This is a genomic window from Arthrobacter sp. D5-1, from assembly GCF_017357425.1.
Classification (GTDB): Bacteria; Actinomycetota; Actinomycetes; order Actinomycetales; family Micrococcaceae; genus Arthrobacter.
Genome location: NZ_CP014571.1, coordinates 4283817 through 4310009 on the forward strand (window position 1 = coordinate 4283817; position 26193 = coordinate 4310009).

The 26193-nt window shown below is 64.3% G+C and carries 22 protein-coding genes; 16 read left to right on the forward strand and 6 right to left on the reverse strand.

Translation table 11 applies throughout. From position 1 onward, the window contains the following. Window positions 1–52 precede the first annotated feature (52 nt). The 7 genes from xylA (at window position 53) to AYX22_RS19810 (ending at window position 8874) form a co-directional block, all read left to right on the forward strand. Window positions 53–1240 carry a xylose isomerase gene (xylA, locus tag AYX22_RS19780; protein WP_207595198.1) on the forward strand — a complete coding sequence of 396 codons (1188 nt, stop codon included), beginning with the start codon at window positions 53–55 and terminating at the stop codon, window positions 1238–1240. 85 nt (window positions 1241–1325) lie between these two features. Next, entirely contained in the window at window positions 1326–2756 is a 1431-nt protein-coding gene (gene xylB, locus AYX22_RS19785; protein ID WP_207595199.1) for a xylulokinase, read from the forward strand. 69 nt (window positions 2757–2825) lie between these two features. Beyond that, window positions 2826–3809 carry a LacI family DNA-binding transcriptional regulator gene (locus AYX22_RS19790; protein ID WP_207597662.1) on the forward strand — a complete coding sequence of 328 codons (984 nt, stop codon included), beginning with the start codon at window positions 2826–2828 and terminating at the stop codon, window positions 3807–3809. Between the two features lie 141 nt (window positions 3810–3950). Then, a complete protein-coding gene (gene araB / locus AYX22_RS19795) occupies window positions 3951–5687 on the forward strand; it encodes a ribulokinase (RefSeq protein ID WP_207595200.1) in 1737 nt (578 codons plus the stop codon). Continuing rightward, a complete protein-coding gene (locus AYX22_RS19800; protein ID WP_207595201.1) occupies window positions 5684–6391 on the forward strand; it encodes an L-ribulose-5-phosphate 4-epimerase in 708 nt (235 codons plus the stop codon). Before araB ends, AYX22_RS19800 begins: the two co-directional genes overlap by 4 nt. Before the next feature lie 54 nt (window positions 6392–6445). Continuing rightward, entirely contained in the window at window positions 6446–7981 is a 1536-nt protein-coding gene (araA, locus tag AYX22_RS19805; RefSeq protein WP_207595202.1) for an L-arabinose isomerase, read from the forward strand. Further along, on the forward strand, window positions 7978–8874 hold the full coding sequence (locus AYX22_RS19810; protein WP_207595203.1) for an aldose 1-epimerase family protein: 897 nt from the start codon (window positions 7978–7980) through the stop codon (window positions 8872–8874). The genes araA and AYX22_RS19810 overlap by 4 nt, the downstream gene beginning before the upstream one ends. A gap of 61 nt (window positions 8875–8935) precedes the next feature. Here AYX22_RS19810 and AYX22_RS19815 read toward each other — a convergent pair whose 3' ends face one another. After that, entirely contained in the window at window positions 8936–9952 is a 1017-nt protein-coding gene (locus tag AYX22_RS19815; RefSeq protein ID WP_207595204.1) for a LacI family DNA-binding transcriptional regulator, read from the reverse strand. Between the two features lie 126 nt (window positions 9953–10078). Between AYX22_RS19815 and AYX22_RS19820 the strand changes: the two genes are divergently transcribed. The 6 genes from AYX22_RS19820 (at window position 10079) to AYX22_RS19845 (ending at window position 16742) form a co-directional block, all read left to right on the forward strand. After that, window positions 10079–10480, forward strand: a complete 402-nt coding sequence (locus AYX22_RS19820) for an L-rhamnose mutarotase (RefSeq protein ID WP_207595205.1) — start codon at window positions 10079–10081, stop codon at window positions 10478–10480. Continuing rightward, the gene (rhaI, locus tag AYX22_RS19825) at window positions 10477–11643 is read left to right on the forward strand and encodes an L-rhamnose isomerase (RefSeq protein WP_207595206.1); all 1167 of its coding nucleotides are present in this window, start codon (window positions 10477–10479) and stop codon (window positions 11641–11643) included. The genes AYX22_RS19820 and rhaI overlap by 4 nt, the downstream gene beginning before the upstream one ends. Window positions 11644–11651: 8 nt before the next feature. Further along, window positions 11652–13694: a bifunctional aldolase/short-chain dehydrogenase gene (locus tag AYX22_RS19830; protein WP_242703649.1), complete on the forward strand. Its 2043-nt coding sequence runs from the start codon at window positions 11652–11654 to the stop codon at window positions 13692–13694. Between the two features lie 8 nt (window positions 13695–13702). Next, the gene (locus AYX22_RS19835) at window positions 13703–15208 is read left to right on the forward strand and encodes a rhamnulokinase family protein (protein WP_207595208.1); all 1506 of its coding nucleotides are present in this window, start codon (window positions 13703–13705) and stop codon (window positions 15206–15208) included. Window positions 15209–15234: 26 nt separating this feature from the next. Then, window positions 15235–15666: an aspartate 1-decarboxylase gene (panD, locus tag AYX22_RS19840; RefSeq protein ID WP_207595209.1), complete on the forward strand. Its 432-nt coding sequence runs from the start codon at window positions 15235–15237 to the stop codon at window positions 15664–15666. 149 nt (window positions 15667–15815) lie between these two features. Then, complete coding sequence (locus AYX22_RS19845; protein ID WP_207595210.1) at window positions 15816–16742, forward strand: AEC family transporter; 927 nt, start codon at window positions 15816–15818, stop codon at window positions 16740–16742. An 83-nt stretch (window positions 16743–16825) separates the two neighbouring features. Here the strand turns inward: AYX22_RS19845 and AYX22_RS19850 are convergent, their stop codons facing one another. Together AYX22_RS19850 and AYX22_RS19855 are read right to left on the reverse strand one after the other, a co-directional pair. Further along, window positions 16826–19462, reverse strand: coding sequence for a trehalase-like domain-containing protein (locus tag AYX22_RS19850; RefSeq protein ID WP_207595211.1), 2637 nt, complete (start codon window positions 19460–19462; stop codon window positions 16826–16828). A 96-nt stretch (window positions 19463–19558) separates the two neighbouring features. Continuing rightward, window positions 19559–20548 (reverse strand): LLM class flavin-dependent oxidoreductase, encoded by a 990-nt coding sequence (locus AYX22_RS19855; protein WP_207595212.1) that lies wholly within the window; start codon window positions 20546–20548, stop codon window positions 19559–19561. Window positions 20549–20827: 279 nt separating this feature from the next. Between AYX22_RS19855 and AYX22_RS19860 the strand changes: the two genes are divergently transcribed. Continuing rightward, window positions 20828–21814, forward strand: a complete 987-nt coding sequence (locus tag AYX22_RS19860) for an ABC transporter substrate-binding protein (protein WP_207595213.1) — start codon at window positions 20828–20830, stop codon at window positions 21812–21814. 149 nt (window positions 21815–21963) lie between these two features. Here the strand turns inward: AYX22_RS19860 and AYX22_RS19865 are convergent, their stop codons facing one another. Then, complete coding sequence (locus tag AYX22_RS19865; RefSeq protein WP_207595214.1) at window positions 21964–22893, reverse strand: threonine/serine dehydratase; 930 nt, start codon at window positions 22891–22893, stop codon at window positions 21964–21966. Window positions 22894–22969: 76 nt separating this feature from the next. On the opposite strand from AYX22_RS19865, the gene AYX22_RS19870 reads away from it, so the two are divergent. After that, on the forward strand, window positions 22970–23419 hold the full coding sequence (locus AYX22_RS19870) for a GNAT family N-acetyltransferase (protein WP_207595215.1): 450 nt from the start codon (window positions 22970–22972) through the stop codon (window positions 23417–23419). A gap of 63 nt (window positions 23420–23482) precedes the next feature. Beyond that, entirely contained in the window at window positions 23483–24685 is a 1203-nt protein-coding gene (locus AYX22_RS19875) for a VCBS repeat-containing protein (protein WP_207595216.1), read from the forward strand. Here AYX22_RS19875 and AYX22_RS19880 read toward each other — a convergent pair. After that, window positions 24682–24843 carry a hypothetical protein gene (locus tag AYX22_RS19880; RefSeq protein WP_207595217.1) on the reverse strand — a complete coding sequence of 54 codons (162 nt, stop codon included), beginning with the start codon at window positions 24841–24843 and terminating at the stop codon, window positions 24682–24684. The genes AYX22_RS19875 and AYX22_RS19880 overlap by 4 nt on opposite strands. Further along, window positions 24840–26186 carry an NtaA/DmoA family FMN-dependent monooxygenase gene (locus tag AYX22_RS19885; protein ID WP_207595218.1) on the reverse strand — a complete coding sequence of 449 codons (1347 nt, stop codon included), beginning with the start codon at window positions 26184–26186 and terminating at the stop codon, window positions 24840–24842. The genes AYX22_RS19880 and AYX22_RS19885 overlap by 4 nt, the downstream gene beginning before the upstream one ends. Between the last annotated feature and the right edge of the window lie 7 nt (window positions 26187–26193).

Sequence of the window (26193 nt, forward strand, 5' to 3'; positions counted from 1 at the left end):
AATTGGAGCGCCTTTCTTCGTCTCCTCCCCCAGTGCTTTGCAAAGGAGCAAAATGACCCCGCAGCCCACCCCGCAGGACCGCTTCACCTTTGGCCTCTGGACTGTCGGTTGGACCGGTGCCGACCCCTTCGGTGTTGCCACGCGCCCAGCCCTGGACCCGGTGGAAGCAGTGCACAAGCTCAGCGAACTTGGTGCATATGGCATCACTTTCCACGACAATGACCTGATTCCTTTTGATGCCAGCGCTTCCGAGCGCGACCTCATCCTCAAGAACTTCAAGGCCGCTTTGGCTGAGACCGGCTTGAAGACGCCGATGGTCACCACCAACCTGTTCAGCCACCCCGTCTTCAAGGATGGCGGCTTCACCTCGAACGATCGTTCGATCCGCCGCTTCGCCCTGAGCAAGATCCTGCGCAACATCGACCTCGCCGCCGAGCTTGGCGCCGAAACGTTCGTGATGTGGGGCGGCCGCGAAGGCAGCGAATATGACGGTTCCAAGGACCTGTCGGCAGCGCTGGACCGCATGAAGGAAGGCGTGGACACCGCCGCCGGCTACATCAAGGAAAAGGGCTACGACCTCCGGATTGCGCTGGAACCGAAGCCGAACGAACCTCGCGGCGACATCTTCCTCCCCACCGTTGGACACGGCCTGGCATTCATTGCCCAGCTGGAACACGGCGACATTGTGGGCCTCAACCCCGAGACCGGCCATGAGCAGATGGCGGGGCTGAACTTCACCCACGGCATCGCCCAGGCCCTGTGGGCAGGCAAACTCTTCCACATCGACCTGAACGGCCAGCGCGGCATTAAGTACGACCAAGATCTGGTTTTCGGCCACGGCGACCTCACCAGCGCTTTCTTCACGGTGGACCTGCTGGAGAACGGCTTCCCCAACGGCGGACCCACGTACGACGGCCCCCGCCACTTCGACTACAAGCCTTCCCGCACTGACGGTTACGACGGCGTGTGGGAATCAGCCAAGTCCAACATGTCCATGTACCTCCTGCTGAAGGAACGCGCCCTCGCTTTCCGTGCAGATCCGGAAGTCCAGGAAGCCCTCGCCACCTCTGGTGTCTTCGAGTTGGGCCAGCCCACCTTGAACGCCGGAGAAACCACCGCTGACCTGCTGGCTGACGCCAGTGCTTTCGAAACGTTCGACGCCGATCACGCCGCCGAGCGCTCGTTCGCCTTCGTCCGCCTCAACCAGCTGGCCATCGAGCACTTGCTCGGCGCGCGCTAAATCACCCCCACCCACCACAGTCCCGTCGCCGGGCCGCCAAACTTCGGTTTGGGGCCCGGCGCCGGGTCGCCGAAGGAACAAACGCATGCCTCTCGTAGCCGGGATCGACAGCTCCACCCAGTCGTGCAAAGTGGTGATCAGGGACTCTGCCACCGGCGCCTTGGTTCGCCAAGGCCGGGCGCCCCATCCTGAGGGCACGGAAGTCCACCCCGATCATTGGTGGACAGCCCTCCAGGAAGCCATCAGGGAGGCAGGCGGACTGGACGACGTGGACGCCGTTTCCGTGGGCGGCCAGCAGCACGGGATGGTGTGCTTGGACGATTCCGGAAACGTTGTACGTCCAGCTCTCCTATGGAACGACACCCGGTCCGCACCTGAGGCAAAAGAGATGATTCTTGAAGCCGGTCATGGCGATGCCACTGCCGGTGCAGAATACTGGGCATCCAGCACCGGAACCGTGCCGGTGGCATCGTTGACTGCCACCAAGCTCCGCTGGCTGGCCCGGAACGAACCAGAGAACGCCCGGCGCACTGCCGCGGTGTGCCTGCCGCACGATTGGCTGTCCTGGCGGCTGGCCGGCCACGGTCCCGGAGACGGACCCGCATCGCTGGAACTCCTGCGCACCGACCGGTCCGACGCTTCAGGTACGGGCTACTTCTCGGCCAGCAACGGGGAGTATCTTCCCGACGTACTCGAAAGCACGCTCGGCCATGTCCCCATCCTGCCTGTAGTGGTCGGACCTTTGGACGTTGCGGGCAAGACGCCTGGCGGCGCTTTGATCGGACCCGGAGCAGGTGACAACGCAGCAGCAGGCCTGGGCGTCAGCGCCGCCGTCGGGGACGTTGTCATCTCCATTGGAACTTCCGGGACCGTGTTCGCGGTGTCGGACGTTCCGGCGCAGGACGTCAGTGGACTGGTTGCCGGTTTCGCCGACGCCACGGGCAACTTCCTTCTCCTCGCCTGCACGCTCAACGCAACACGGGTCTTTGATGCCACAGCTGCTCTCCTTGGGGTGTCTCTCGCGGAACTGGGAACCCTGGCCCTCTCCGCTCCCGAGGGCGCCGATGGGCTTACTTTGGTGCCGTACTTCGAAGGTGAACGGACACCCAACCTGCCTGATGCAACGGGCTCACTCCACGGCATCACGGTCTCCAACTACACGCCGGCCAATCTGGCCCGTGCCGCCGTGGAGGGTGTGCTGTGTTCACTGGCGGACGGGTTGGCTGCGCTGCAGGCACAGGGCGTCTCCGCTCAGCGCATCATCCTGGTGGGTGGAGGCGCCCAGTCAGAGGCCGTCCAACAGGTGGCTGCTTCGGCCTTTGGACTGCCGGTATTCGTACCCCGGCCCGGCGAGTATGTCGCCGACGGCGCTGCCCGCCAAGCGGCAGGCGTCCTCACGGGCCAGCTCCCTGAATGGCCATTGGATGGCGTGGACGTGAAACCCCGGGAAATCGGCGGGACGGCCCCCTTCCTGACCAGGTATCGCCAGTACGCTGCCACTGCGGCCATGAGGTAATCGTGGCTGTCGGTGCTCTATCGTGACAGGGTGAGCTCAGATCAATCTGCACCAGCCCGTCCGCCTGTCATGGAGGACGTTGCCCGCGTGGCGGGGGTTTCCCACCAGACCGTTTCCCGGGTGCTGAACAACCACCCCAACGTGAGTGCCAAGACCCGCGAGCGCGTTGAGCAAGCCATCACGGAGCTGGGTTATCGCCGAAACACGGCGGCACGCAGCCTGGTGACTCGACGCTCCCAAACCATTGGAGTCCTCGGCAGCGAGATGGCCCAATACGGTCCATCCCACACGCTCCTCGGCGTCCAGCAGGCGGCACGGGATGCGGGCTATTTCGTCAGTGTCGCAGCCCTGCGCGAAGTGACGCCCGAGACCATCAAGGACGCCGTCGCCCACTTCATGGATCAGGGCGTTGACGGCATTGTGGTGACCGTGCCCCACCCCGGCACCTTCGATGTCCTGAGGGACATCACCGTTCCAGTGCCCTTGGTGGCCGTAGGCTCAGTCGGCGACGAACACTTGAGCGGCGCCACCGTCGACCAGCGGCAGGGCGCCAAGCTCGCCGTCGAGCACCTCCTTGAGCTAGGCCACCAGAGGATCGGCCATCTTTCCGGGCCGGCCGACTGGATTGACGCCGCTGCCCGTATCGACGGCTGGCACGAGGCACTGAATGAGGCCGGACGTGAACCGGGATCCTTGATCGAAGGCGACTGGAGCGCTGAGTGCGGTTACCGCGAAGGCCTGAAAATCGCCGCCGACCGTTCCCTGACGGCCCTGTTCGTGGCCAACGACCAGATGGCCCTCGGTGTCCTGCGGGCATTCAACGAGACCGGCGTGCAGGTACCCGGCGACATCAGCGTTGTGGGCTTCGATGACCAACCCGAGTCCGCCTACTTCATCCCGCCGCTGACAACAGTGGCTCAGGACTTTGAGGAACTGGGCCAGAGGTGCATCGGCCTGCTGCTGGACCGCTTGGAGAACGGCGACACCGTTTCAGCCGCCACCGTGACACCGCGTCTGGTCATCCGCGCCACCACGGCGCCGCTCGCCGGCTAACGAACGAGTCCCGCTACTGAACCCAACCACGGGACAGCTCTTGACATCAAAGTTGTGAGCGCTAACAATTGCATCAGACCTTCTTCACTTTTCCACCCCGACCCCCGGCAATGAGGCCCTGGCCAGCCGGATGGAGACCCCATGAATACCTCTGAATTCCTCCCGCTGGACGAGCAGTTCGTCATTGGCGTGGACTATGGCACTTTGTCCGGGCGCGCCGTCGTCGTCCGTGTATCGGACGGGGCAGAACTTGGCGGCGGCGTGTTCGAATATCCGCACGCCGTCGTGACGGAAACCCTCCCCGGCAGCAGCCAACGACTCCCCGCCGACTGGGCGCTTCAGGTCCCCAACGACTACCGCGACGTCCTGCGCAACGCTGTTCCGGCCGCCGTCGCCGACGCCGGAATCAACCCGGCCAAGGTGGTGGGCATCGCCACCGACTTCACCGCCTGCACCATGGTTCCGACGACGGCGGACGGCACGCCGCTGAACGAACTGGACCGCTTCGCTGACCGGCCGCACGCTTTCGTGAAACTGTGGCGCCACCACGCAGCCCAGCCGCAGGCTGACCGCATCAACAAGCTCGCCGAAGAACGCGGCGAGTCCTGGCTTCCCCGCTACGGCGGCCTGATCTCCTCGGAGTGGGAGTTTGCCAAGGGGCTGCAGCTCCTTGAAGAGGATCCCGAAGTCTACGGCGCCATGGACCACTGGGTTGAGGCAGCGGACTGGATCGTCTGGCAGCTCTGCGGCAGCTACGTCCGCAACGCCTGCACCGCCGGCTACAAGGGCATCTACCAGGATGGAAAGTACCCGTCCGAGGACTTCCTGGCAGCATTGAACCCCGGGTTCAAGGGGTTCGTGTCCGAAAAGCTGGAACACACCATCGGCCGTTTGGGCGATGCTGCAGGTTATCTGACCGAGGAAGCGGCTGCCTGGACCGGGCTTCCGGCCGGAATCGCAGTGGCCGTGGGAAATGTTGACGCCCACGTCAGCGCCCCGGCCGCGAACGCCGTGGAACCAGGACAGCTCGTAGCCATCATGGGAACGTCCACGTGCCACGTCATGAACGGCGACGTGTTGCGCGAAGTCCCCGGCATGTGCGGAGTCGTGGATGGCGGCATCGTGGACGGCCTCTGGGGTTACGAAGCAGGCCAGTCCGGAGTTGGCGACATCTTCGGTTGGTTCACCAAGAACGGCGTACCGCCGGAGTACCACCAGGCAGCCACAGACCAAGGCCTGGGCATCCACGAATACCTGACCGAACTCGCGGAGAAGCAGGCGATCGGCGAGCACGGCCTGATCGCGTTGGACTGGCATTCGGGCAACCGCTCAGTGCTGGTGGACCACGAGCTCTCCGGCGTGGTGGTGGGCCAAACCTTGGCTACCAAGCCTGAGGACACCTACAGGGCGTTGCTGGAAGCCACCGCTTTTGGCACCCGCACCATCGTGGACGCGTTCCGCGATTCGGGTGTTCCGGTCAAGGAATTCATCGTGGCCGGAGGGCTTTTGAAGAACACATTCCTGATGCAGGTCTACGCCGACATCACTGGCCTGCAGCTCTCCACCATCGGTTCCGAGCAAGGTCCCGCGCTGGGCTCGGCCATCCACGCAGCTGTCGCAGCCGGGAAATACAAAGACATCCGCGAAGCTGCAGCCTCCATGGCAGCAGCTCCCGGCGCGGTCTACACACCCATCCCTGAAAACGTGGCGGCCTACGAGGTCCTCTTCCAGGAATACAAAACCCTGCACGACTACTTCGGCCGCGGCACCAACAACGTCATGCACCGCCTCAAAGCCATCCAACGCGCCGCGATCCAGGGCTCCTCACACAATGGCCCAGCGGCCCAGGCCAGCACTTTGGAAGGAGCCTCCGCATGAGCACCCTCCTGGAATCCATTGCGCGAGTTCGCAGGGAGGTCTGCGAGCTGCATGCAGAACTGACCCGCTACGAACTGGTGGTCTGGACGGCCGGCAATGTCTCGGGCCGGATCCCCGGGCACGACCTCATGGTCATCAAGCCATCGGGCGTTTCCTACGATGACCTCACGCCAGAGCTTATGGTGGTCACGGACCTCCATGGCACCCCGGTCCGGGGCATGAACACCGGAAGTGCCGGAACCGTGGACTGGGGCAACCCGGACCTCTCGCCGTCCTCCGACACCGCTGCCCACGCCTACGTCTACAGGCACATGCCAGAGGTAGGCGGCGTTGTCCACACACACTCCACCTACGCCACGGCCTGGGCTGCGCGCGGCGAAGAAATCCCCTGCGTACTGACCATGATGGGCGACGAATTCGGCGGATCCATTCCCGTGGGGCCGTTCGCGTTGATCGGAGACGACTCCATCGGCCAAGGCATCGTGGAAACCCTCAAGAACTCCAACTCCCCCGCGGTCCTGATGCAGAACCATGGGCCGTTCACCATCGGCAAGACCGCCCGCGAGGCCGTTAAGGCAGCGGTGATGTGTGAGGAAGTGGCCCGGACAGTCCATATCTCCCGCCAACTCGGTGAGCCACTGCCCATCGACCAGGCCAAGATCGAGTCCCTCTACGACCGATACCAGAACGTTTACGGCCGCTGACGCGGTCAACCAGAAGCCACCTCGAAAACCCAAGAGCATCCAGGAGCCACTACAATGCCCAGCGCCAACACCACATCCGCCAACACCACGTCCCTGGGTCAGTACGAGGTCTGGTTCCTCACCGGCAGCCAGCACCTCTACGGCGAGGATGTCCTCAAGCAGGTGGCAGCGCAGTCGCAGGAGATTGCCAACGCCCTTAACGCCAGCAGCGACGTCCCGGTCAAGCTCGTCTGGAAGCCGGTCCTCACCGATTCCGATTCCATACGACGCACCGCCCTGGAAGCCAACTCAAACGACTCCGTGATCGGTGTGACCGCCTGGATGCATACGTTCAGCCCGGCCAAGATGTGGATCCAAGGCTTGGACGCGCTCCGCAAGCCGTTGCTGCACCTGCACACGCAGGCCAACAGGGACCTTCCCTGGGCTGATATCGATTTCGACTTCATGAACCTGAACCAGGCAGCCCATGGCGACCGGGAATTCGGATACATCCAGTCACGCCTCGGCGTGCCGCGGAAGACCGTCGTCGGGCATGTTTCCAATCCTGAGGTTGCCCGCCAAGTGGGGGCCTGGCAGCGCGCTTCGGCCGGCTGGGCCGCCGTCCGCACGCTGAAGCTGACCCGATTCGGCGACAACATGCGCAACGTCGCGGTCACCGAGGGCGACAAGACCGAAGCCGAGCTGCGCTTCGGCGTCTCGGTGAACACCTGGTCCGTGAACGAGCTCGCCGAGGCTGTCCACGGCGCCGCAGAGTCCGACGTCGACGCCTTGGTTGCCGAGTACGAGCGCCTTTATGAGGTGGCTGACGAGCTGAAGACCGGCGGCGACCGCCACGAGTCGCTGCGGTACAGCGCCAAGATCGAACTGGGCCTCCGCAGCTTCCTGGAAGCCAACGGTTCTGCAGCGTTCACCACGTCCTTCGAAGACCTGGGCGAACTGCGCCAACTCCCCGGCATGGCTGTCCAGCGCCTCATGGCCGACGGTTACGGCTTCGGCGCCGAGGGCGACTGGAAGACCGCCATCCTGGTACGCGCCGCCAAGGTCATGGGTGGCGACCTGCCCGGAGGCGCGTCGCTCATGGAGGACTACACATACCACCTGGAACCGGGCAGCGAGAAGATCCTGGGCGCCCACATGCTGGAGGTCTGCCCTTCGCTGACCGCCTCAAAGCCGCGCGTTGAGATCCACCCGCTGGGAATCGGCGGCAAGGAAGACCCCGTCCGCATGGTGTTCGACACCGACGCCGGTCCCGGCATCGTGGTTGCGCTCTCCGACATGCGTGATCGGTTCCGCCTGGTGGCCAACGTGGTGGACGTCGTCGACCTCGACCAGCCGCTGCCCAACCTGCCGGTGGCCCGTGCGCTGTGGGAGCCGAAACCCAACTTCTCCACGTCTGCCGCCGCGTGGCTCACCGCCGGAGCGGCGCACCACACGGTATTGTCCACGCAGGTGGGCCTGGACGTGTTCGAGGACTTCGCCGAAATCGCCAAGACCGAACTCCTCACCATCGACGAAAGCACCACCATCAAACAGTTCAAGAAAGAGCTCAATTGGAACGCCGCATACTACAAGCTGGCCGGCGGCCTGTGAGCACTGAATTCACGCTGAGCGCGGGCGGTTACACGGCAGTTGTCACCGCCCGCGCGGCCGCGCTGCGCATCCTGCAGTTTGAAGGCCGGGACCTCGTGGTCCCGTTTCCTGAGGGCGGCCCCATCCCGGATTACCGCGGCATCATTGCCGCGCCGTGGCCCAACAGGATTGCTGACGGCAAGTACAGCTTCGACGGCGTCGAGCATCACTTGCCGGTCAACGAACCTGAGCGGGAAACAGCGCTGCACGGCCTCGCCTTCCCGCTCGACTGGACGTTGAAAGAGTCCGACGCCGGTTCGCTCACCTTGACGTGCACGGTGGGGCCAACGGCGGGCTACCCCTTCGTGCTGGAACTTGAGGCGCGGTACACGCTGGACGACGCCGGGCTTCACACCTCGGTCACAGCCCGGAACGCCGCCGACGTCGCCGCTCCCTACGGCGTGTGCCCGCACCCTTACCTGGTGGCAGGTTCCTCACCGCTGGATGAGTGGCTTCTCGAGTTTTCAGCCGACTCTTTCCTGGAAGTCACCCCGGACAGGCTCCTGCCCATTGGCGTCCTGCCAGTTGACGGCCACGCTTTCGACTTCCGTTCAGCGCGCGCCATCGGCAGCACCGAAATCGACCACGCCTTCACCGGAATAACGTTCGACGGCGGGCTGGCGCGGCTTTCCGTGCGGGACCCGGCGGGCACCGGCGTCGGAATGTCGTGGGACGAAAGCTGCCCGTGGCTGCAGATCCACACGGCTGACAAGCCGGAACCGATCCCGGGCCGGATCGGCCTTGCCGTGGAACCCATGACCTGTCCTCCGGATGCCTTCAACAGCGGCACGGACCTGATCCGCCTGGAACCTGGCGCGTCCCACAAGGCGTCCTGGAGCATGTACGCCCTGTAGCTACCCCAACTAAGTCGCAGTCAGGCGCTTTTTGAGCGGTCAGAATGCGCTTAAATGCGACTCAGTTGGGTGAACCGGCCGTGCTTTGGCGAACCACCAATTCCGGAGTGAACACCACTGCCCGGTGCTTGGTCCCGCCGTTGTCCTGCTCCTCGGCGAGCAACTCGATCGCCGTCCGGCCCAGCGCCTCGGTGGGCTGCCGGATGGAAGACAGCGGCACCACTGCGGAGATGGCGAAGTCGATGTCGTCGTAACCAATGAGCGCGATGTCCTCGGGAATTTTCACCGTGCGCAACATGGTCAGCGACTGCATGACGCCGAGCGCCAGAAGGTCGTTGGAGCAGAAAACCGCCTCAGGCCGAAGCTCCGGGGCGCGTTCCACCAGGCCGTTACCCACCTGTCGGCCTGCAAGGACGGTCTGCCCGGCGGAATCCAGCACCTCAACGCTGGCCCCCGGCACCTCGGCCACGGCGCGCTGTGCGCCCTTGAGCCGGCTCGCCACCTGGCGGATGGAGGGCGTGCCAACAAAAGCCAGACGACGGCGGCCCAGCTCCAATAGGTGCTTGGCGGCCAGATACCCGCCTTCCTGGTCATCCACGGACACTGAGCTGCAACGATCGGTGTCTGCAAGTTCGTCCACCAACACAGTGGGGACGCCGCGTTCGCGCAGGGTGTCGATGCGCTCCCGCACATCACCCACGGGGGAGATGAGCAGGCCCTGGACGCGCTGCTCCTGGAAAAGGTCCATGTAATGCGCTTCGCGGGAGGAGTCCTGCCCGCTGTCACCCACCAGCACCACACTCCCAAGCGCCGTAGCTGCATCTTCCGCGGCACGGGCCACCGAGGAGAAGAAGGGGTTTCCCACGTCCAGCACAATCAGGCCGATGGTCCTGCTCTGCCCGGCGCGGAGCTGGCGGGCGGCGTCATTGCGCACAAAGCCCAGTTCCGCGATGGACTTGAGGACACGTTCCTTGGTTCGTTGCGACACACGATCCGGATAGTTGAGCACATTGGAAACAGTTCCCACTGCTACCTGGGCGTGGGTTGCAACGTCTTTGATGCTGGCTGTCTGGGACATGCTTTCCGATCTCCGTTGGCTGACGTCAATGTGCTGGAAACGCCTTGACACCCTCCCGTTTCCGAGGGTAATTTGAATCGTAACAAATGAAACGATTCAAAGACGAGTGACCCTGGAGAACCGCACATGAGGGTTTGTTTCCGCTCTTCAGTCCAGCCGGAACTGATGACCGAGTACAAGCAGCGCCACGCCGCCGTATGGCCGGAGATGCTGTCCGCACTGAAAGAAGCAGGGTGGAACAACTACTCACTGTTCCTCGCTCCGGACGGCCAACTCATCGGCTATTTGGAATGCGAAGACTACGAGGCAGCCCAGGCCCGCATGGCGCTCACCAAGGTCAACGCCCGCTGGCAGGCGGAAATGGCAACCCTCTTCGCGAACAGCGACGTCCCGCCGGACCAGGGTTTTGAAATCGTCGAAGAAGTTTTCAACCTCGAAGACCAGCTTGCGGCCGTGGGCATCGTCACAGATACGCCCGGTGCCACACACATAGACAAAGACCCAGCCAAGCAAAAGGAACAAGCATGAACACCACAGAATCGGCCCTGGGCCGTCTGGGAGAACTGGCCATTGAAGTGCCGTCCTGGGCCTACGGAAATTCCGGGACCCGGTTCAAGGTCTTCGGCACCCCGGGTACTCCACGCACCGTCCAGGAAAAGATCGCCGACGCCGCCAAGGTCCACGAGCTCACCGGACTGGCCCCCACTGTGGCCCTGCACATTCCGTGGGACAAAGTGGATGACTACGCAGCACTGCGTGAGTACGCTGCGGGGCTGGGCGTTGGACTGGGCACCATCAACTCCAACACTTTCCAGGATGACGAGTACAAGTTCGGCTCCCTGACCTCCTCCAACGAGTCCGTCCGTCGCCGCGCCATCGATCACCACCTGGAATGCATTGAGATTATGCACGCCACCGGTTCCCAGGATCTGAAGATCTGGCTGGCCGACGGGACCAACTACCCGGGCCAGGACGATATCCGTGGCCGTCAGGACCGACTGGCGGAGTCCCTCCAGGAGATCTACGCAGGCCTCGGCGACGAGCAGCGCCTGGTTCTGGAGTACAAGTTCTTCGAGCCCGCTTTTTACCACACCGATGTTCCGGACTGGGGTACCTCGTACGCGCAGACCCTCGCCCTGGGTGAGAAAGCGTTCGTTTGCCTGGATACCGGCCACCACGCCCCGGGCACCAACATCGAGTTCATCGTGATGCAGCTCCTGCGGCTGGGCAAGCTGGGTTCGTTCGACTTCAACTCCCGCTTCTACGCCGACGATGACCTGATCGTGGGCGCGGCTGATCCGTTCCAGCTGTTCCGCATCATGCACGAGGTCATCCGTGGCGGCGGTTTCGGCAAGGATTCCGGTGTCGCCCTGATGCTGGACCAGTGCCACAACCTTGAAGAGAAGATCCCGGGCCAGATCCGCTCGGTGCTCAACGTCCAGGAAATGACGGCCCGCGCGTTGCTCGTAGATACCGCAGCGCTCTCCGAAGCCCAGCGTGCCGGCGATGTCCTGGCCGCCAACGGCATCTTCAACGATGCCTTCTACACGGATGTCCGCCCGGCCTTGGCCGAGTGGCGCGAGTCCCGCGGCCTGCCCGCCGACCCGATGGCCGCCTACAAGGCCAGCGGATACCAGAAGAAGATCAACGAGGACCGCGCAGGCGGCCAACAAGCCGGATGGGGCGCATAAGCATGACCATGCCAGAGACCAACGCAACTGTTGAAGAACTGATCTCCCGCTCCAACCGCCTCGGTGCGGATAAGCGGAACACCAACTTCGCCGGCGGCAACACCTCCGCCAAGGGCACTGAGAAGGATCCGGTGACGGGTCAGGACGTAGAGCTTCTTTGGGTCAAGGGCTCCGGCGGCGACCTCGGCACCCTGAAGGCGGAGAACCTCGCAGTACTCCGGCTGGACCGGCTGCAGGCGCTCAAGTCCGTTTACCCCGGCGTCGAGCGTGAAGACGAGATGGTGGCCGCGTTCGACTACTGCCTGCACGGCAAGGGCGGCGCTGCGCCATCCATCGATACCGCCATGCACGGCCTCGTCGATGCTGCGCACGTTGACCACCTGCACCCGGACTCGGGCATCGCCATAGCTACCGCGGTGGACGGCGAAGCGCTGACCTCCAAGGTGTTCGGCGACAAAGTGGTCTGGGTTCCCTGGCGCCGTCCCGGTTTCCAGCTCGGCTTGGACATCGCGGCGATCAAGGAAGCCAACCCGCAGGCCATCGGCACCATCCTGGGTGGCCACGGCATCACGGCGTGGGGCGCCACCAGCGAAGAAGCCGAAAGGAACTCGCTCTGGATCATTGACCAGGCCGAGGCGTACATCAGGGACAACGGCAAGGCCGAGCCCTTCGGCGCCGCGCTCCCCGGCTACAGCTCCCTCCCGGAGGCTGAGCGTAAAGCCAAGGCAGCCGCTCTGGCTCCCGTGATCCGCGGCCTGGCCTCCACGGACAAACCGCAGCTGGGGCACTTCAGCGATGACGCCGTCGTCCTTGAATTCCTTGCTTCGGAAGAGCACCCGCGCCTCGGCGCTTTGGGTACGTCCTGCCCGGACCACTTCCTGCGCACCAAGGTCAAGCCGCTGGTCCTGGACCTGCCGGCCGACGCCCCGCTGGAACAGGCAGTCAACCGCTTGAAGGAACTGCACGCGGCCTACCGCGAGGATTACCAGGCCTACTACGACCGCCACGCCGACGAGAACAGCCCGGCATTGCGCGGCGCTGACCCGGCCATCGTGCTGGTCCCGGGCGTGGGCATGTTCTCCTTCGGCAAGGACAAGCAGACCGCCCGCGTGGCCGGCGAGTTCTACCTCAATGCCATCAACGTCATGCGCGGCGCCGAAGCCATCTCCACCTACGCCCCGATCGAGGAATCCGAGAAATTCCGGATCGAGTACTGGGCACTTGAAGAAGCCAAGCTCGCCCGCATGCCGAAGCCCAAGTCGCACGCCACCCGCATCGCACTGGTGACCGGTGCGGCGTCGGGCATTGGCAAGGCGATCGCCACGCGTTTGGCGTCCGACGGCGCGTGCGTAGTGATTGCCGACCTGAACCTTGAGAACGCACAAAAGGTCGCCGAGGAACTGGGCGGTACCGACGTCGCCATCGGCGTCCAGGCTGACGTCACCGACGAAGCCCAGATCGCCGCTGCCATCCAGGAAGCCGTGCTCGCGTTCGGCGGCCTGGACCTGGTGGTCAACAATGCCGGCTTGTCCATCTCCAAGCCGTTGTTGGAGACCACGGAAAAGGACTGGGACCTGCAGCACAACGTCATGGCCAAGGGCTCGTTCCTGGTCTCCAAGGCCGCGGCCAAGGTCATGATCGATCAGGGTTTGGGCGGAGACATCATCTACATCTCCTCCAAGAACTCGGTCTTCGCCGGCCCGAACAACATCGCGTACTCCGCCACCAAGGCGGACCAGGCGCATCAGGTCCGCCTCCTCGCCGCTGAACTGGGCGAGTACGGTGTCCGCGTCAACGGCATCAACCCCGACGGCGTGGTCCGCGGCTCCGGCATCTTCGCCGGCGGATGGGGCGCCAAGCGCGCAGCCGTGTACGGCGTGGACGAGCAGGAACTGGGCAAGTACTACGCCCAGCGCACGCTCCTCAAGCGCGAAGTCCTCCCGGAGCATGTGGCCAACGCGGCGTCCGTGCTGACCAGCAACGAACTCTCGCACACCACCGGCCTCCACATCCCCGTGGACGCCGGCGTCGCGGCAGCATTCCTCCGCTAGGACTGACAGTGAACAACGGAACCACCGCAGGCACCGTCCCGGCACGCGCCGGGGCGGTGCCCGGCCCCAACGCAGCGTTCGCCGCCATCGACATCGGAGCGTCCTCCGGCCGTGTCATGCTGGGCCGCGTCTCACCTGAAGCCGGGGTGTCCCTCGAGACGATCCACCGCTTCCCCAACGGCGTCATAGAGCTCGACGGCGGCCTCCACTGGGATTTCGACGCCCTGTTCGCGGAGGTACTCAAGGGCTTGGCGGCTGCCGCTGCGGTGGCGCGTGGGAACGGCGAGCGCATCGTGAGCATCGGCATCGACACGTGGGCGGTGGACTACGGCTTGGTGAACGACGCCGGCGACCTCACTTCGGTGCCGTTCAGCTACCGGGACGAGCGCAGCCGGGCCACCGTGCAGCGGGTGCACGCAACAATTTCTCCTGAAACGCTGTACGCCACCACGGGCCTGCAGTTCCTGCAGTTCAACACCCTGTACCAGCTCGCAGCGGAGACGAACCTTGACGGTGTGCAGGCCCTGCTGATTCCGGACCTGATCGCTTTCCTGCTGACAGGTGAGCGCCGGACGGAAGCCACCAACGCTTCCACCACCGGCCTGTTCGATGCCGTGGGCGGCGAGTGGGCCACCGAGTTCCTGGACGCTTTGGGGCTGCCCCGGAACATCTTCCCTGAGCTCATCCAGCCGGGGGAAACCGTGGGCACGCTGTTGCCCGGGATCCTTGAGCAGACGGGGCTCCCAGCCGACACCACAGTTGTTGCCGTGGGTTCGCACGACACCGCCTCGGCCGTGGCAGCGGTACCAGCTGAGCATGAAGACTTTGCCTACATCTCCTCGGGGACTTGGTCCCTCGTAGGCGTGGAACTGGACAAACCCGTCCTCACAGAATCCAGCCGCCAAGCAAACTTCACCAACGAACGCGGCGTGGACGGCTCCATCCGGTACCTCCGCAACGTGGGTGGTCTGTGGCTCCTCAGTGAATGCCAGCGTTCGTGGGCAGCGGAAGGCTACACCCAGGCACTCCCGGCGCTGCTGGACTCGGCGGCCGCACTTCCCGCCGGTGGTCCGCAGATCAATGCCGATGATCCTGCGTTCACTGCCCCGGACAACATGCCGGACCGTATCCGCGCAGCCGTGCGCAACACCGGCGCGGTGCTCCCGGACCGACCTGCCGCCGTCGTGCGGTGCATCATGGACAGCCTCGCCGCCGGGTACGCCCGAACGCTGGCCGACGCCGAGCGCCTTACGGGCCGTAGCACCAGCGTGGTGCACATTGTGGGCGGGGGTTCGCAAAACCGGCTCCTGTGCCAACTGACCGCGGACGCCACGGGAAAGCCCGTGATTGCAGGACCCGTTGAGGCGACCGCTCAGGGCAATGTCCTGGTCCAAGCGCGCGCGGCCCGAGTGGTGGCCGGCGGGCTGGCCGGGCTGCGGCAGCTGGTGGTGGCAGGCACGAGCCTGGAACGCTACGAGCCGGCTGAACGTCTGGTACGTCACAGCGCCGGATGAGGGTGCCGCGCTAAACTGATCGCATTATGATCCGCACAATGTTCAAGTCCAAGATCCACCGCGCAACGGTGACCCACGCCGACCTCCACTACGTCGGTTCGGTCACCGTCGACCTGGACCTCCTGGACGCGGCCGACATCCTCCCCGGCGAACTCGTCTCCATTGTGGACGTCACCAACGGCGCCAGGCTGGAGACGTACACGATTGCCGGCGAGCGCGGTTCCGGCGTAATCGGCATCAATGGCGCGGCGGCCCACATGGTCCATGTGGGCGACACCGTCATCCTGATCACCTACGCCGAAATGACCACGGAGGAAGCCAGGACTTACGAGCCCCGGGTGGTCCACGTGGGCAAGGACAACACGATCCTGCAGCTCGGCAACGACCCCGCAGAGGGGCACACTCCCGGGCTGATGCGCCCGCCGCACGCCCTGAGCAACGCGGCGCACCTCAGCTAAGGTTCCACAACAACGCGCCAGAAGGTCGCCTGTTCTTCAACAGCTCCAGTGTCCGCATGACGGAACTCTCGCGAGAAAACGCTTACTCGCGGCGAGGCATTGGCTAGGCTGTTGTTCGTGATCCAACGATTCCCCTTCGGCGCAGCCTCGTGATCGGCGTACTGCAGGGGTTCTTCGTAGTGTGGGCCATCATCCTGGTGGGCATGTTTGTTGGACGGCGCAACATCCTGGGCGAAAACGCCCGGTCTGTCCTGAGTTCACTGACGTTCTTCGTGGCAAGTCCTGCCCTGCTGTTCGAAACCTTGAGCAAGGCCAAGCTCCATGACGTCTTTGCCGCCCCGCTCCTGGTCACCGCCGTGGGTGCCGTCCTCACCGGTTTGTTGTTCTTCCTGATCGTAAAGTTCTGGCTTAGGCGGGCCATGCCCGAAGCACTGATGTCCTCCATGAGCGCATCGCTGGCCAACTCCGCCAACCTGGGCATCCCCATCGCCGTGTTTGTCCTGGGCGATGCGAGCTACGTGGCGCCGTTGTTGATCTTCCAACTGGCGTTCTTTACTCCGATGTACTTGATGGCCCTGGACGCCAGTACCAGTTCGCATCGCACCACTCCCCTGCGCTTCCTGCTGATGATCGTGAGGAACCCCATGATCGTGGGCTCGGCGCTCGGCCTGCTGGTGGCCGGGACCGGATTCCAAGTGCCGACGCTGATCCTGGAGCCCATCCACCTGATCGGCGGAGCAGCGATTCCGGCCATGCTGATGGCGTTCGGCATGAGCCTCAATGGCTCCAAACCCCTGCAGAAGGACGCCGGGCGGAGACTGGACACCTTGTTGGCCAGTGGCTTCAAACTGATTGTGCACCCGTTGATCGCGTACCTGTTCGCCCGCTTCGCCCTGGGGATGGACGGGCACGCGCTGTTCGCTGTGGTGGTGACATCCGCATTGCCCACGGCCCAGAATGTATTTGTCGCGGCCAACCGCTACCAGGCCGGTATCACCGTAGCCAAGGACACCGTCCTCATCACCACCATCGTGGCCGTGCCGGCCATGATCGCGGTGGCGCTGCTGCTCACCTAACCGCACCAGCACCAGCACCCAGCTGAGTCGCAATTGTGCGCGTATTCAGCGCTCAAAACGCGCTCTGCTGCGACTTACTTGGGTTACTCCACGTCCGCGCTGGCCAGATAGTGGTCCAGGAGCTGCGCACAGCGAATAAAGCCCAGGTGCGAGTACGCCTGGGGATGGTTGCCCAAGTGTGTTTCGGTGCCGGGATCGTACTCTTCGGGCAGCAGGCCCGTGGGGCCAAACAGCGCCACCAATTGGTTGAACAACTCCAGCGCATCGTCCAGGCGTCCCACTGCCAGATACGCCTCGATCAGCCAGGTAGTGCAGATGTGGAAGCCGCCCTCCAAACCCGGCAAGCCGTCGTCGTACCTGTAACGGAAAACGGTGGGCCCCACGCGAAGTTCGCGTTCAACGGCAGTCACGGTATCCAGGAAACGCTGGTCTTGGGCGTCCAGCAGGCCGGACAATCCGATGTGCAGGACGGCGGCATCGAGGTCCGGACTGTCGTAGGCCACGGTGTAGGAAGCGGCGGACTCATCCCACCCTTCGTGCAGGACTTCCGTGCGGATGGTGTCCGCGGTAGGTGACCAGTCCGCATGAGGAACCCGGCCATGCAAAGCGGCAGCCCGGAGCGCCCGATCCAGCGTCATCCAGCACATGACCTTGGTGTACACGTGGTGCCGCGGAGGCCGGCGGGCTTCCCAAATCCCGTGGTCCGGCTCGTGCCAGCGGGCCAGCACGGCATGCGCCATCTGCTCCATGAGGTACCAGTGCTGGTCCGGGAGGAATCCGCGCCGCTCGGCAAGATCGTGGATCAGCTCGGCGATGGGCCCGAACACGTCCAATTGCACCTGGTGGTCCGCGGCGTTGCCGATCCGCACCGGCCGCGATCCCGCATACCCGGGAAGGCTCTCCACAATGGCCTCCGTGGACAGCGGCGCGCCCGTCACCGAATAGAGGGGGTGCAGCCATTCCGGTCCCGGCGCGTTCTCCAGAATCCGGCCCAGCCACCCCAGGAAACCGTCGGCTTCTTCCGTGGATCCCAACGACACCAACGAGTTCACCGTCATGGACCCGTCCCGCAGCCAGCAATACCGGTAATCCCAGTTACGCGTGCCGCCGATGCCTTCAGGCAGGGACGTGGTGGGTGCGGCGAGGACGGCACCGGTGGGCTCGTGGACCAGCGACTTCAGCACCAGCGCGGAGCGCCGCACCAGCGAGGTCTTGATGGTGGGCACCTGGAGTGCCTTGACCCACTCGCGCGCTGCCAGCCCGACGGCGGCACGCCGGTGAGGTTCGCCGGCCGGGTCTGCGGGTGGCGGCTCAGTGTCACCGCAGCGCATATTCAGCACTACGGGACCATCACCCAATGCGACCTCTGCCGTTGCCGTGGCGTACTTGGCGTCGCTGGTGATGGTGAAAACAACGCCCGGCGCCGAGAGGATGATGGGATCCGATGTCCCGATGATGTGGACCTCATCGCCGCGGATCTCCATGTTGAACGGCGCATTGGCGTAGTCAGGCCTTGGCGCGAACACCACACGCGCGTTACCCGTCCCGGACAGGACACGGACCAGGCTGGTGATGCCCTCGGGTGCGGGCTCCAGATAGTCAGTCACCGTGACATCGGCCCAGCGGGTTTCCACGATCATGGTGTTTTCCACGTAACGCTGGGCCAGTACCGGGGATGGCTTTACGGGCTCAATGCTGAAGTGGCCGGCGGGATCACCGCCCAGGATGTGGGCAAAAAGCGAGCCGGAATCCGGCAGGGGGTGGCTCATCCAACAGACCTTTGCATCCGGGGTGAGCAGCGCTGTGGAACTTCCGTTGCCGATCATCGAATGCCGTTCCAGGCCTACCGCGTCTTCGCCAAAGAGCCACGCCCGGCGCAGTTCGAACAACAAAGCCAGCACGTGTGCAAAGGCTTCCGGGTCCGGAATGGTGTGTCCCGCCGTCGTATCCCCCGGTCCGACGTGCAGGCCAAGGTCCGGTCCACGCAGGGTGGCAAGCGCCTTTTCATCGCTCTCGGCGTCACCTGCGTACAGAGCGGCGCTGACGCCAAGCCTCGCACGGAGCTGTTCCAGGGCTTGGCCCTTGGCCGGTTCTTCGACGGTCAGGTCCAGCACCGTTCCGTCAATGATGAAGTAGAGCCCGAACTCGATGGCGATCTTCTGCGAAGCGAAGACCACCCTGTCCACCACTTCGGGTGTCGCCGGCCGGGTGTGCACCGCGACACCCACCGGCTTGCGGACAACGCTGATGCCCTTTTCGAAACCGACGGCTTCCGTCAGCGCGGTGGCCACCTGCTGAAGCAACTGTTCCGTGGCGAGGGAGAGCGTGTAGGCATAGCCCATGTCGAACTCCACCCCGTGCGACCCCACCAGGTGGACCTCCGCCGGCAGCCGGGACACTGCGGCCAGATCCCTGAGGGACCGGCCGGAAATGATGGCCGTGTGGGTGTTGGGCAGCGCAGCCAGCGCGCGGAGCGCCACGGCTGCGCTGTCCAGGGGCAAGGTCTCCGTGGATACGCCCTCCGCCGAGCAGAGGGTGCCGCCGTAGTTGCAGGCCACTAGCAAACCAGGAACCCGGGCAAGGACCCTCAGCTCCGCGAATAACTGCGGGCTGATGCCGTTCTCCGCGTCGGATTGGAGCACAGTCCGGAGCAGGCCAAGCGGGAGCGATTTCATCAGCAGCGCGGAATCGGCAACTGATTGATTCAAGTGCGTGGGCATGGCGTATCCTTCCGGGGCGGATACCTACAGTGTCCGCCTGGACGGTTTCGCTTGACTACCTAGTAGATTGCAAACGCGTAAAGCTTTTCCTTGGATTTATGCGGGAACCAGGCCCGCGACCTCGGCTACCAGTTCCACGGACCGCAAGCGCTCTTCGGTGCCGACGCTCTGGTGCGCCACGATCAGCTCGTCGGCATCAGCGAACGCCGCAAACTCGTCCAGGTAATCGCGCACCACGTCCTTGGTTCCCACAGCTGAGAACTTCATCATCTGGGCGATGTGCTGGCCCTGCGGGGAGTCGAGCACCATGTCCGCTTCGTCGTCCGTGAACTCGCGGCCACCACCAAAGAACAACGAAACGCGGGCACGCTTCACAGCAAGGTGGATGGCCTGGGCCTCGGCGTTGGAATCCGCTGCAGTAGCGTTGACACCCGCGATGACATGGGGCTCCGACAACTGCTCTGAGGGCGTGAACTCGCGCCGGTAGAGGGCAACTGCATCCTGCAGGGCAGCCGGCGCAAAGTGTGAAGCAAACGCATAGGGAAGGCCCAACTGAGCGGCCAACTGGGCGCCGAACAGCGATGATCCCAGGATGTAGAGCGGCACGTTGGTGCCCTTGCCCGGCGTCGCTTCGACACCTTGGATACGGGTGGGTCCGGTGAGGTAGCCCTGAAGTTCCAGGACATCCTGCGGGAACCTGTCAGAGGATGTGTGGTCGCGGCGCAGTGCCCGCATGGTGTTCTGGTCGCTGCCCGGTGCGCGGCCCAGTCCGAGGTCGATCCGCCCCGGGTGCAGCGTCTCCAGCGTGCCGAACTGCTCTGCGATGGTCAGGGGTGAATGGTTGGGCAGCATGACGCCGCCCGCTCCCAGGCGAATGGTGTTGGTGTGGGCGGCGACGTGGGCGATCAAAACGCTCGTGGCCGAGGAAGCGATCGCGGACATGTTGTGGTGCTCGGCATACCAGACCCGCCGGTAGCCCAGCTCTTCGGCCTTCTGCGCCATGGCCACGCTGCCCGCGAGGCTTTCCGCCACCGTCTGGCCCTTGCCGATGGTTGCCAGGTCGAGGATGGAAAGAGGAACAGTCACGGGAAGGCCTTTCGGTACGTTGGCGGTGCCTGCTTTGGTTGCCTGGCACTTAAGCGACAACGACGGCGGCACCCGGCTTATTTCTGTGAGTTGCATCGCGCACTGGTTTCCACCCGCTGTCGGGAGGCTTTTGTGACCCCGTTCGACGCCCGATTAACCGCCATGAACCCCTGTATCCCAGCGTTTCAGAGCACTTTGACCCGTATCAGCGGGCTGCCGGATAGTTGCAGCCACAAGTACGCATCAGACTTCCCAAAGAGGGCATACCAAGGAGAACCAATGGCACGTTTTGCAGCCAAGACCGGCGTCACCGCGGCGCTGGCCGCCACCGCTTTGCTCGGGCTCGCGGCCTGCTCGGACCCGGGTGCGACGGCGGCGACAGGGGCGTCCGCTCCGGCGTCGAACGCCTCCTCAAGCACCAAGGAGTTCAACCTGACCCCGCAGCAGGACCGCATCAAGGTGACGGTGGACTCCGCCGCGGCTGCCTTGGTTCCGGACGCCATTAAGGCCGACGGCAAGCTGACCGTGGTGACCACCGGCGGCACTCCCCCGTTGAGCACCTTCGCCACAGACAACAAGACCCTGATCGGCAGCGAAGTGGACATCGCTTATGCCGTGGGTGAGAGTTTGGGGCTGCAGGTTGAGGTTCTACCGGTAGCGTGGGCTGACTGGCCGCTGGGCGTCGAGTCAGGCAAGTACGAGGCTGTGCTTTCCAACGTGACCGTCACCGAGGCCCGCAAGGAGAAGTTCGACTTTGCCACCTACCGCAACGACCTCCTGGGCTTCTATGCCAAGTCCGACGCCGACATCTCTCCCATCAAGGAACCCAAGGACGTAGCCGGCAAGCGCATCATCGTCGGCTCGGGCACCAACCAGGAAGCCATCCTGGTCCGCTGGGATGAGGAGAACAAGAAGAACGGCTTGAAGCCCGTTGAGTTCCAGTATTACGACGACGACTCCGCCTCCCAGCTCGCCCTCCAGTCAGGCCGTGCGGACCTCACGTTCGGGCCCAACGCTTCGGCAGCTTACAAGGCAGCCAAGGATGGCAAGACCAAGGAAGTGGGCACCCTCGAAGGTGGTTGGCCGCTGAAGGCCGAAATCGCCTTCACTACCCAGAAGGGCAACGGCTTGGCCGTGGCTGCCCAGGCCGCGCTTAACACCCTCATCAAGGACGGCAACTACGGCAAGATCCTGGACCGCTGGGGACTTTCTTCGGAGGCCATTCCCGCGTCCGAACTGAACCCGGCAGGCCTGCCCAAAAAGTAGGAACCGCTATGGCAGGGCAGACCTGCCGACGCCGAATCCCCGCCGGACATCACCGGCGGGGATTCTTTGCGCCTCTGACCCAAGTAGGTGACAGCACATGTCGCAATGACCGCTCAGTGGAGCGTTTGCTGTGACCCAGTTGGGTGCCGTTAGAAGTGGGCGGGGTCCGTGTTGGCCCCACACAGGATCACTGCCACGGTTTCGCCCGCCCGAGGGGTGTAGGCGCCGGACAGCAAGGCCGCGTAGGCTGCGGCAGCGCCGTGTTCCACCACTATTCTGTGCTTCTCCCAAAGCGCACGACGCGCCTGGATGATGTCCTCGTCCGTGACCAGGACGCTCTCGACACCCGTGCGGCGGGCAACTCCAAAGCCGATCCCACCAATCCGCCGGGCTCCCAAGGAGTCCGCGGCGATCCCGGAGACAGCCACATCCACGGGCTCGCCCTTGGCCAACGCCGTGTGCAAAGTTGGAACAGTTTCAGGTTCGACCCCCACAACGTGCGCCCTGCCCTCTGCCGCGGCCGCAATGCCGCCCATCAATCCCCCGCCGCCAACAGCAACGAGGATGGTGTCGACGTCGGGCAGTTCATCCAGCAGTTCAAGCCCCACTCCACCGGCGCCGGCCACGATCTCCGGCTGGTCGTAGGCGTGGCAGTAGACCGCACCCTTCTCCTCGGCAAAGCGCACGGCAGCCGCATAGGCTTCGGCGTACTCAGCCCCGCCCTGGACCACGGTGGCGCCAATGGCATAGAGCTTGTGGACTTTGTTCGCCGGCGCGGACTCCGGGACGAACACCGTTGCCGGGACTCCGAGTTTGGCTGCCGCGTACGCGTTGGCCAGGCCTGCGTTGCCGCCGGACGCCACCACGACGCCGGCTGTCGGGTCCAGCTCGCCGTTCTCCTTCGCTGTGAGGAGCCGGTTGAAGGCACCCCGTGCTTTGAACGAGCCCGTGTGCTGCATGTATTCGCATTTGAACCACAGGTGGTACGGCTCTTGGTCGCCGCTCTCGGCGAGGGGCGTGTGGCGGACCCAGCCCGCTGTCCGTGAGTACGCTGCTTCTACTTCTTCGCGTGTGACCATCGTGGCTGCACCTTTCCGTCCGTTTCATCCTATGGTTTGAGCGGGTGGGCTGGGTCCGGCGGAATAGGCTTGTTCCATGCCTGCCGATTTTGCCCTCCGTCCTGCCGTTGCCTCGGATGCTGCCTGGATAGCGGAACTGCGCGCTGTGGTGATGCGCCCGGACCTTGAACGCTTGGACCGTTTCGATCCCGTCCGTGTGCGCGAGCGGTTCCTGAACGGTTTCCAGCCGGAGTACACCTACATCATCCATACCGACGGCGTGGATGCCGGTGTCATTGCCGTTCGTCCGGAGCCCGACGAGCGGTGGATCGAGCACTTCTATGTTGCTCCCACCCACCAAGGCAGGGGCCTGGGCGGTGCCGTGCTGCGTCACGTCATGGCTGCCTCCGTTGACGAACGCCCGTTCCGTTTGAACGTGCTTCAGGGCAGCGCCGCCCGCCGCTTGTATGAGCGGCATGGTTTCATGCTGGAATCCGAGGACCCGATCGACGTCTTCATGGTGGCCCCGAACCCCCACGCCTCCTGACCGCCGGCCGCCCATGCGGTAGCCTCAGCACAAACGTCAATGCAGGCTTCCGGGGGGAACATCATGGGGAACGTTCGAGCACGCACCACACGGCTTTCAACGCTTTCAGCGATAGCTTTGGCAGCTGGACTTTTGGTCGCGGGGGCACCGCCTGCCACTGCGGACAACCAACCGACGCCAATCATCGACGGCGCCCCGTACGTGGGTGCCGAGCTGCGCCGACAGTACGACTACAGCTACTGGGGCTGCAGGAATCCGGACGGTGGGGGCGACGCCATTACTTTGGAGTGGTTGCGCGACGGCGAGACGCTCCCGGAGGAACGGCAAGGGGAAACCTTGCGGATCCTCCCAGAGGACCAAGGAAGCCGCATTTCGATGCGGGTACATCCCTTGACACCCGGGAACCAAGGCTGCCCCACCGGCACGCAAGTGAGCGCGGAATCCCTGCCCGTGAAAGCCTCCAGCCGGGCCATGGGGTGGACCGGCAGGGGCAACTTTGAGCCCCTCGCCCGGACCAACGACGGCAGGCTCATCCTTTACCCACGGACCTACACGTACTACAAAGGCATGTGCGAGGGCCCTTGCCCTGCGTATTGGGGTTCATGGGACGAACCCCGGCAGGTAGGGCAAGGATGGAACGTCTTTGACATCGTCTTCTCCCCCGGCGATTTCGACGGCGACGGCTTCAACGACCTCCTCGGCCGGGACGCCGCAGGCAAACTCTTCCTCTACCCCGGCGATGGTGAGGGCGGTTGGCTCGATCGCGAGCAGGTAGGCCAGGGCTGGAACGTCTTCAATGCCATCGTTGGCCCGGGCGACTTCAATGGCGACGGCACCAACGATGTGCTGGCACGCGATGCAGCAGGTGGCCTTTTCCTTTACCCCGGCGATGGAGACGGCGGCTGGCTCAACCCCGAGCAGGTGGGGTGGGGCTGGCAGGTCATGAACAAGATCATCACCGGTGGCGATATGAACGCCGATGGTGCCGTGGATATTTTCGGTCGCGACCAGTATGGCCAGCTGCACCAGTACCCCTCCGACGGCCATGGCGGCTGGGAGGAACCTGCGCAGGTTGGCGTCGGGTGGGAGTCGTTCTCCCAAGTGGCCGGACTCGGCAGTTCCGGCCACTCGAAATACAACGAGCTCTCTGCCGTAGACGCCAACGGCAACCTTCTCAGTTACCTTACCGGCGCATCAAGCACAGGGCTGTATGGCCCGTATGGTCCCATCGGCCAGGGTTGGAACGTCTTCAAGGAACTGCTCTAAAGCGGCTGCCCCAACACCGTCAACTGCAGGCTGACGGTCCCGCGCGAACCGTCGACGACGGCGGCATCCGGCCCGCCGCCGTCGGGCGCTCTGCCGTGCTGGTCCGGCGTGAAACCAAACCAGCGCCGGCAGAGCTGCAACAGTCGGCCCATGCTCATCGGACCCGCGCCGGTTCTTCCGAGCGCACCGGCGTCTCCAGCCCAAGGTTTTCGCGAAGTGTGGTGCCTCGGTATTCCGTGGGGTAGACGCCGCGTTCCTGGAGTTCGGGCACCAGATGGTTCACGATGTCATCCAGGCCGGTGGGGACCAGCCACGGCGAGATGTTGAAGCCGTCCACGGCACCAACCCGGGCGTATTCCGCCAGGTGGTCCGCCACTGCGGTGTAGGAGCCGGTGAAAGTGGCGTCGACGCGTGCCGTCTTCGACGTGACGAACTGGCGGATGGAAAGGCCCTTGTCCTTGGCCTCGGCCCTCCACTGATCAGCGAGCTGCCGGGCCTTGGCGCCGTGGAATCCGCTGCCGCGGGTCTCCGAGGTTTCTTCCACCACGGGATCGATCTCCGGAAGGGGCCCATCGGGGTCGTACGAGGAGAGCTCGCGGCCCCAGAACTGCTCCAGGTAGGCAATGGCTTGCTGCGGGCCGATCTGGAGGCTGCGGACCCAGTCCTTCTTGTCCTGGGCCTCCTGGTCAGTGGCAGCGAGGATAAATTCGCTGGCCGGCATGATCTGGACGGCGTTGGCCCCACGCCCGGCGGCAACCGAGCGGGCAACAATGTCGCGGCGGAATTCCACGGCGTTGTCGAACTTCGGATGTGCGGAGAAGATCACGTCGGCCTGGCGGGCCGCGAAGTCGCGCCCTTCAGGTGAGTCCCCGGCCTGGAAGAGGACAGGGCGGTACTGGGCGCTTCGGGGCAACAACGGGGTGACGTCCACGGTGTAGTGCTGGCCTTCGTGAAGGACCCTCCGCGCTGGACCGCTCGGCGTTTCCCACGAATCCCAAATCCTCTTGGCGGTCTCAACAAAGGCTTCTGCGTGCCGGTAGCGGTCGGCGTGGTCCAGGTATCCACCGCGGCGGAAGTTCGCACCGGTCCAGGCGTTGTCCGTGGTGACGATGTTCCACGCAGCGCGGCCACCGGAGATGAGGTCCAGGGAGGACAAACGGTGCGCGAGGTCCGCGGGATCGTTGTACGTGGCGTTCTGGGTGGCCACCAAACCGATGTTCGTGGTTACTGCAGCAAGCGCGGCCAGCATGGTCTGCGCGTCCGGACGGCCCACCACATCCAGTGCGTGCGGGCGGCCCAAGTGCTCGCGAAGTCGCAGCCCTTCGCCCAGGAAGAAAGCAGCGAACTTGCCGCGCTCTGCGGTCTGGACGAGCCGGCGGAACGACTCGAAGTCCGTCTGCGAACCGGATTCCGGGGCCTTCCAAATGGTGCCGGAATTGACGCCCTGGAAGAAGATACCGAACTGGATCTGGCCGCTCGGCTGGAAAATGTCGCGTGTCATGGTGTTC

Coding starts and splice junctions, on each gene's coding strand:
- xylA (WP_207595198.1), top strand. CDS start 53: ATGACCCCGCAGCCCACCCCGCAGGACCGCTTCACCTTTGGCCTCTGG.
- xylB (WP_207595199.1), top strand. CDS start 1,326: ATGCCTCTCGTAGCCGGGATCGACAGCTCCACCCAGTCGTGCAAAGTG.
- AYX22_RS19790 (WP_207597662.1), top strand. CDS start 2,826: ATGGAGGACGTTGCCCGCGTGGCGGGGGTTTCCCACCAGACCGTTTCC.
- araB (WP_207595200.1), top strand. CDS start 3,951: ATGAATACCTCTGAATTCCTCCCGCTGGACGAGCAGTTCGTCATTGGC.
- AYX22_RS19800 (WP_207595201.1), top strand. CDS start 5,684: ATGAGCACCCTCCTGGAATCCATTGCGCGAGTTCGCAGGGAGGTCTGC.
- araA (WP_207595202.1), top strand. CDS start 6,446: ATGCCCAGCGCCAACACCACATCCGCCAACACCACGTCCCTGGGTCAG.
- AYX22_RS19815 (WP_207595204.1), bottom strand. CDS start 9,952: ATGTCCCAGACAGCCAGCATCAAAGACGTTGCAACCCACGCCCAGGTA.
- AYX22_RS19820 (WP_207595205.1), top strand. CDS start 10,079: ATGAGGGTTTGTTTCCGCTCTTCAGTCCAGCCGGAACTGATGACCGAG.
- rhaI (WP_207595206.1), top strand. CDS start 10,477: ATGAACACCACAGAATCGGCCCTGGGCCGTCTGGGAGAACTGGCCATT.
- AYX22_RS19830 (WP_242703649.1), top strand. CDS start 11,652: ATGCCAGAGACCAACGCAACTGTTGAAGAACTGATCTCCCGCTCCAAC.
- panD (WP_207595209.1), top strand. CDS start 15,235: ATGATCCGCACAATGTTCAAGTCCAAGATCCACCGCGCAACGGTGACC.
- AYX22_RS19850 (WP_207595211.1), bottom strand. CDS start 19,462: ATGCCCACGCACTTGAATCAATCAGTTGCCGATTCCGCGCTGCTGATG.
- AYX22_RS19860 (WP_207595213.1), top strand. CDS start 20,828: ATGGCACGTTTTGCAGCCAAGACCGGCGTCACCGCGGCGCTGGCCGCC.
- AYX22_RS19865 (WP_207595214.1), bottom strand. CDS start 22,893: ATGGTCACACGCGAAGAAGTAGAAGCAGCGTACTCACGGACAGCGGGC.
- AYX22_RS19870 (WP_207595215.1), top strand. CDS start 22,970: ATGCCTGCCGATTTTGCCCTCCGTCCTGCCGTTGCCTCGGATGCTGCC.
- AYX22_RS19875 (WP_207595216.1), top strand. CDS start 23,483: ATGGGGAACGTTCGAGCACGCACCACACGGCTTTCAACGCTTTCAGCG.
- AYX22_RS19880 (WP_207595217.1), bottom strand. CDS start 24,843: ATGAGCATGGGCCGACTGTTGCAGCTCTGCCGGCGCTGGTTTGGTTTC.
- AYX22_RS19885 (WP_207595218.1), bottom strand. CDS start 26,186: ATGACACGCGACATTTTCCAGCCGAGCGGCCAGATCCAGTTCGGTATC.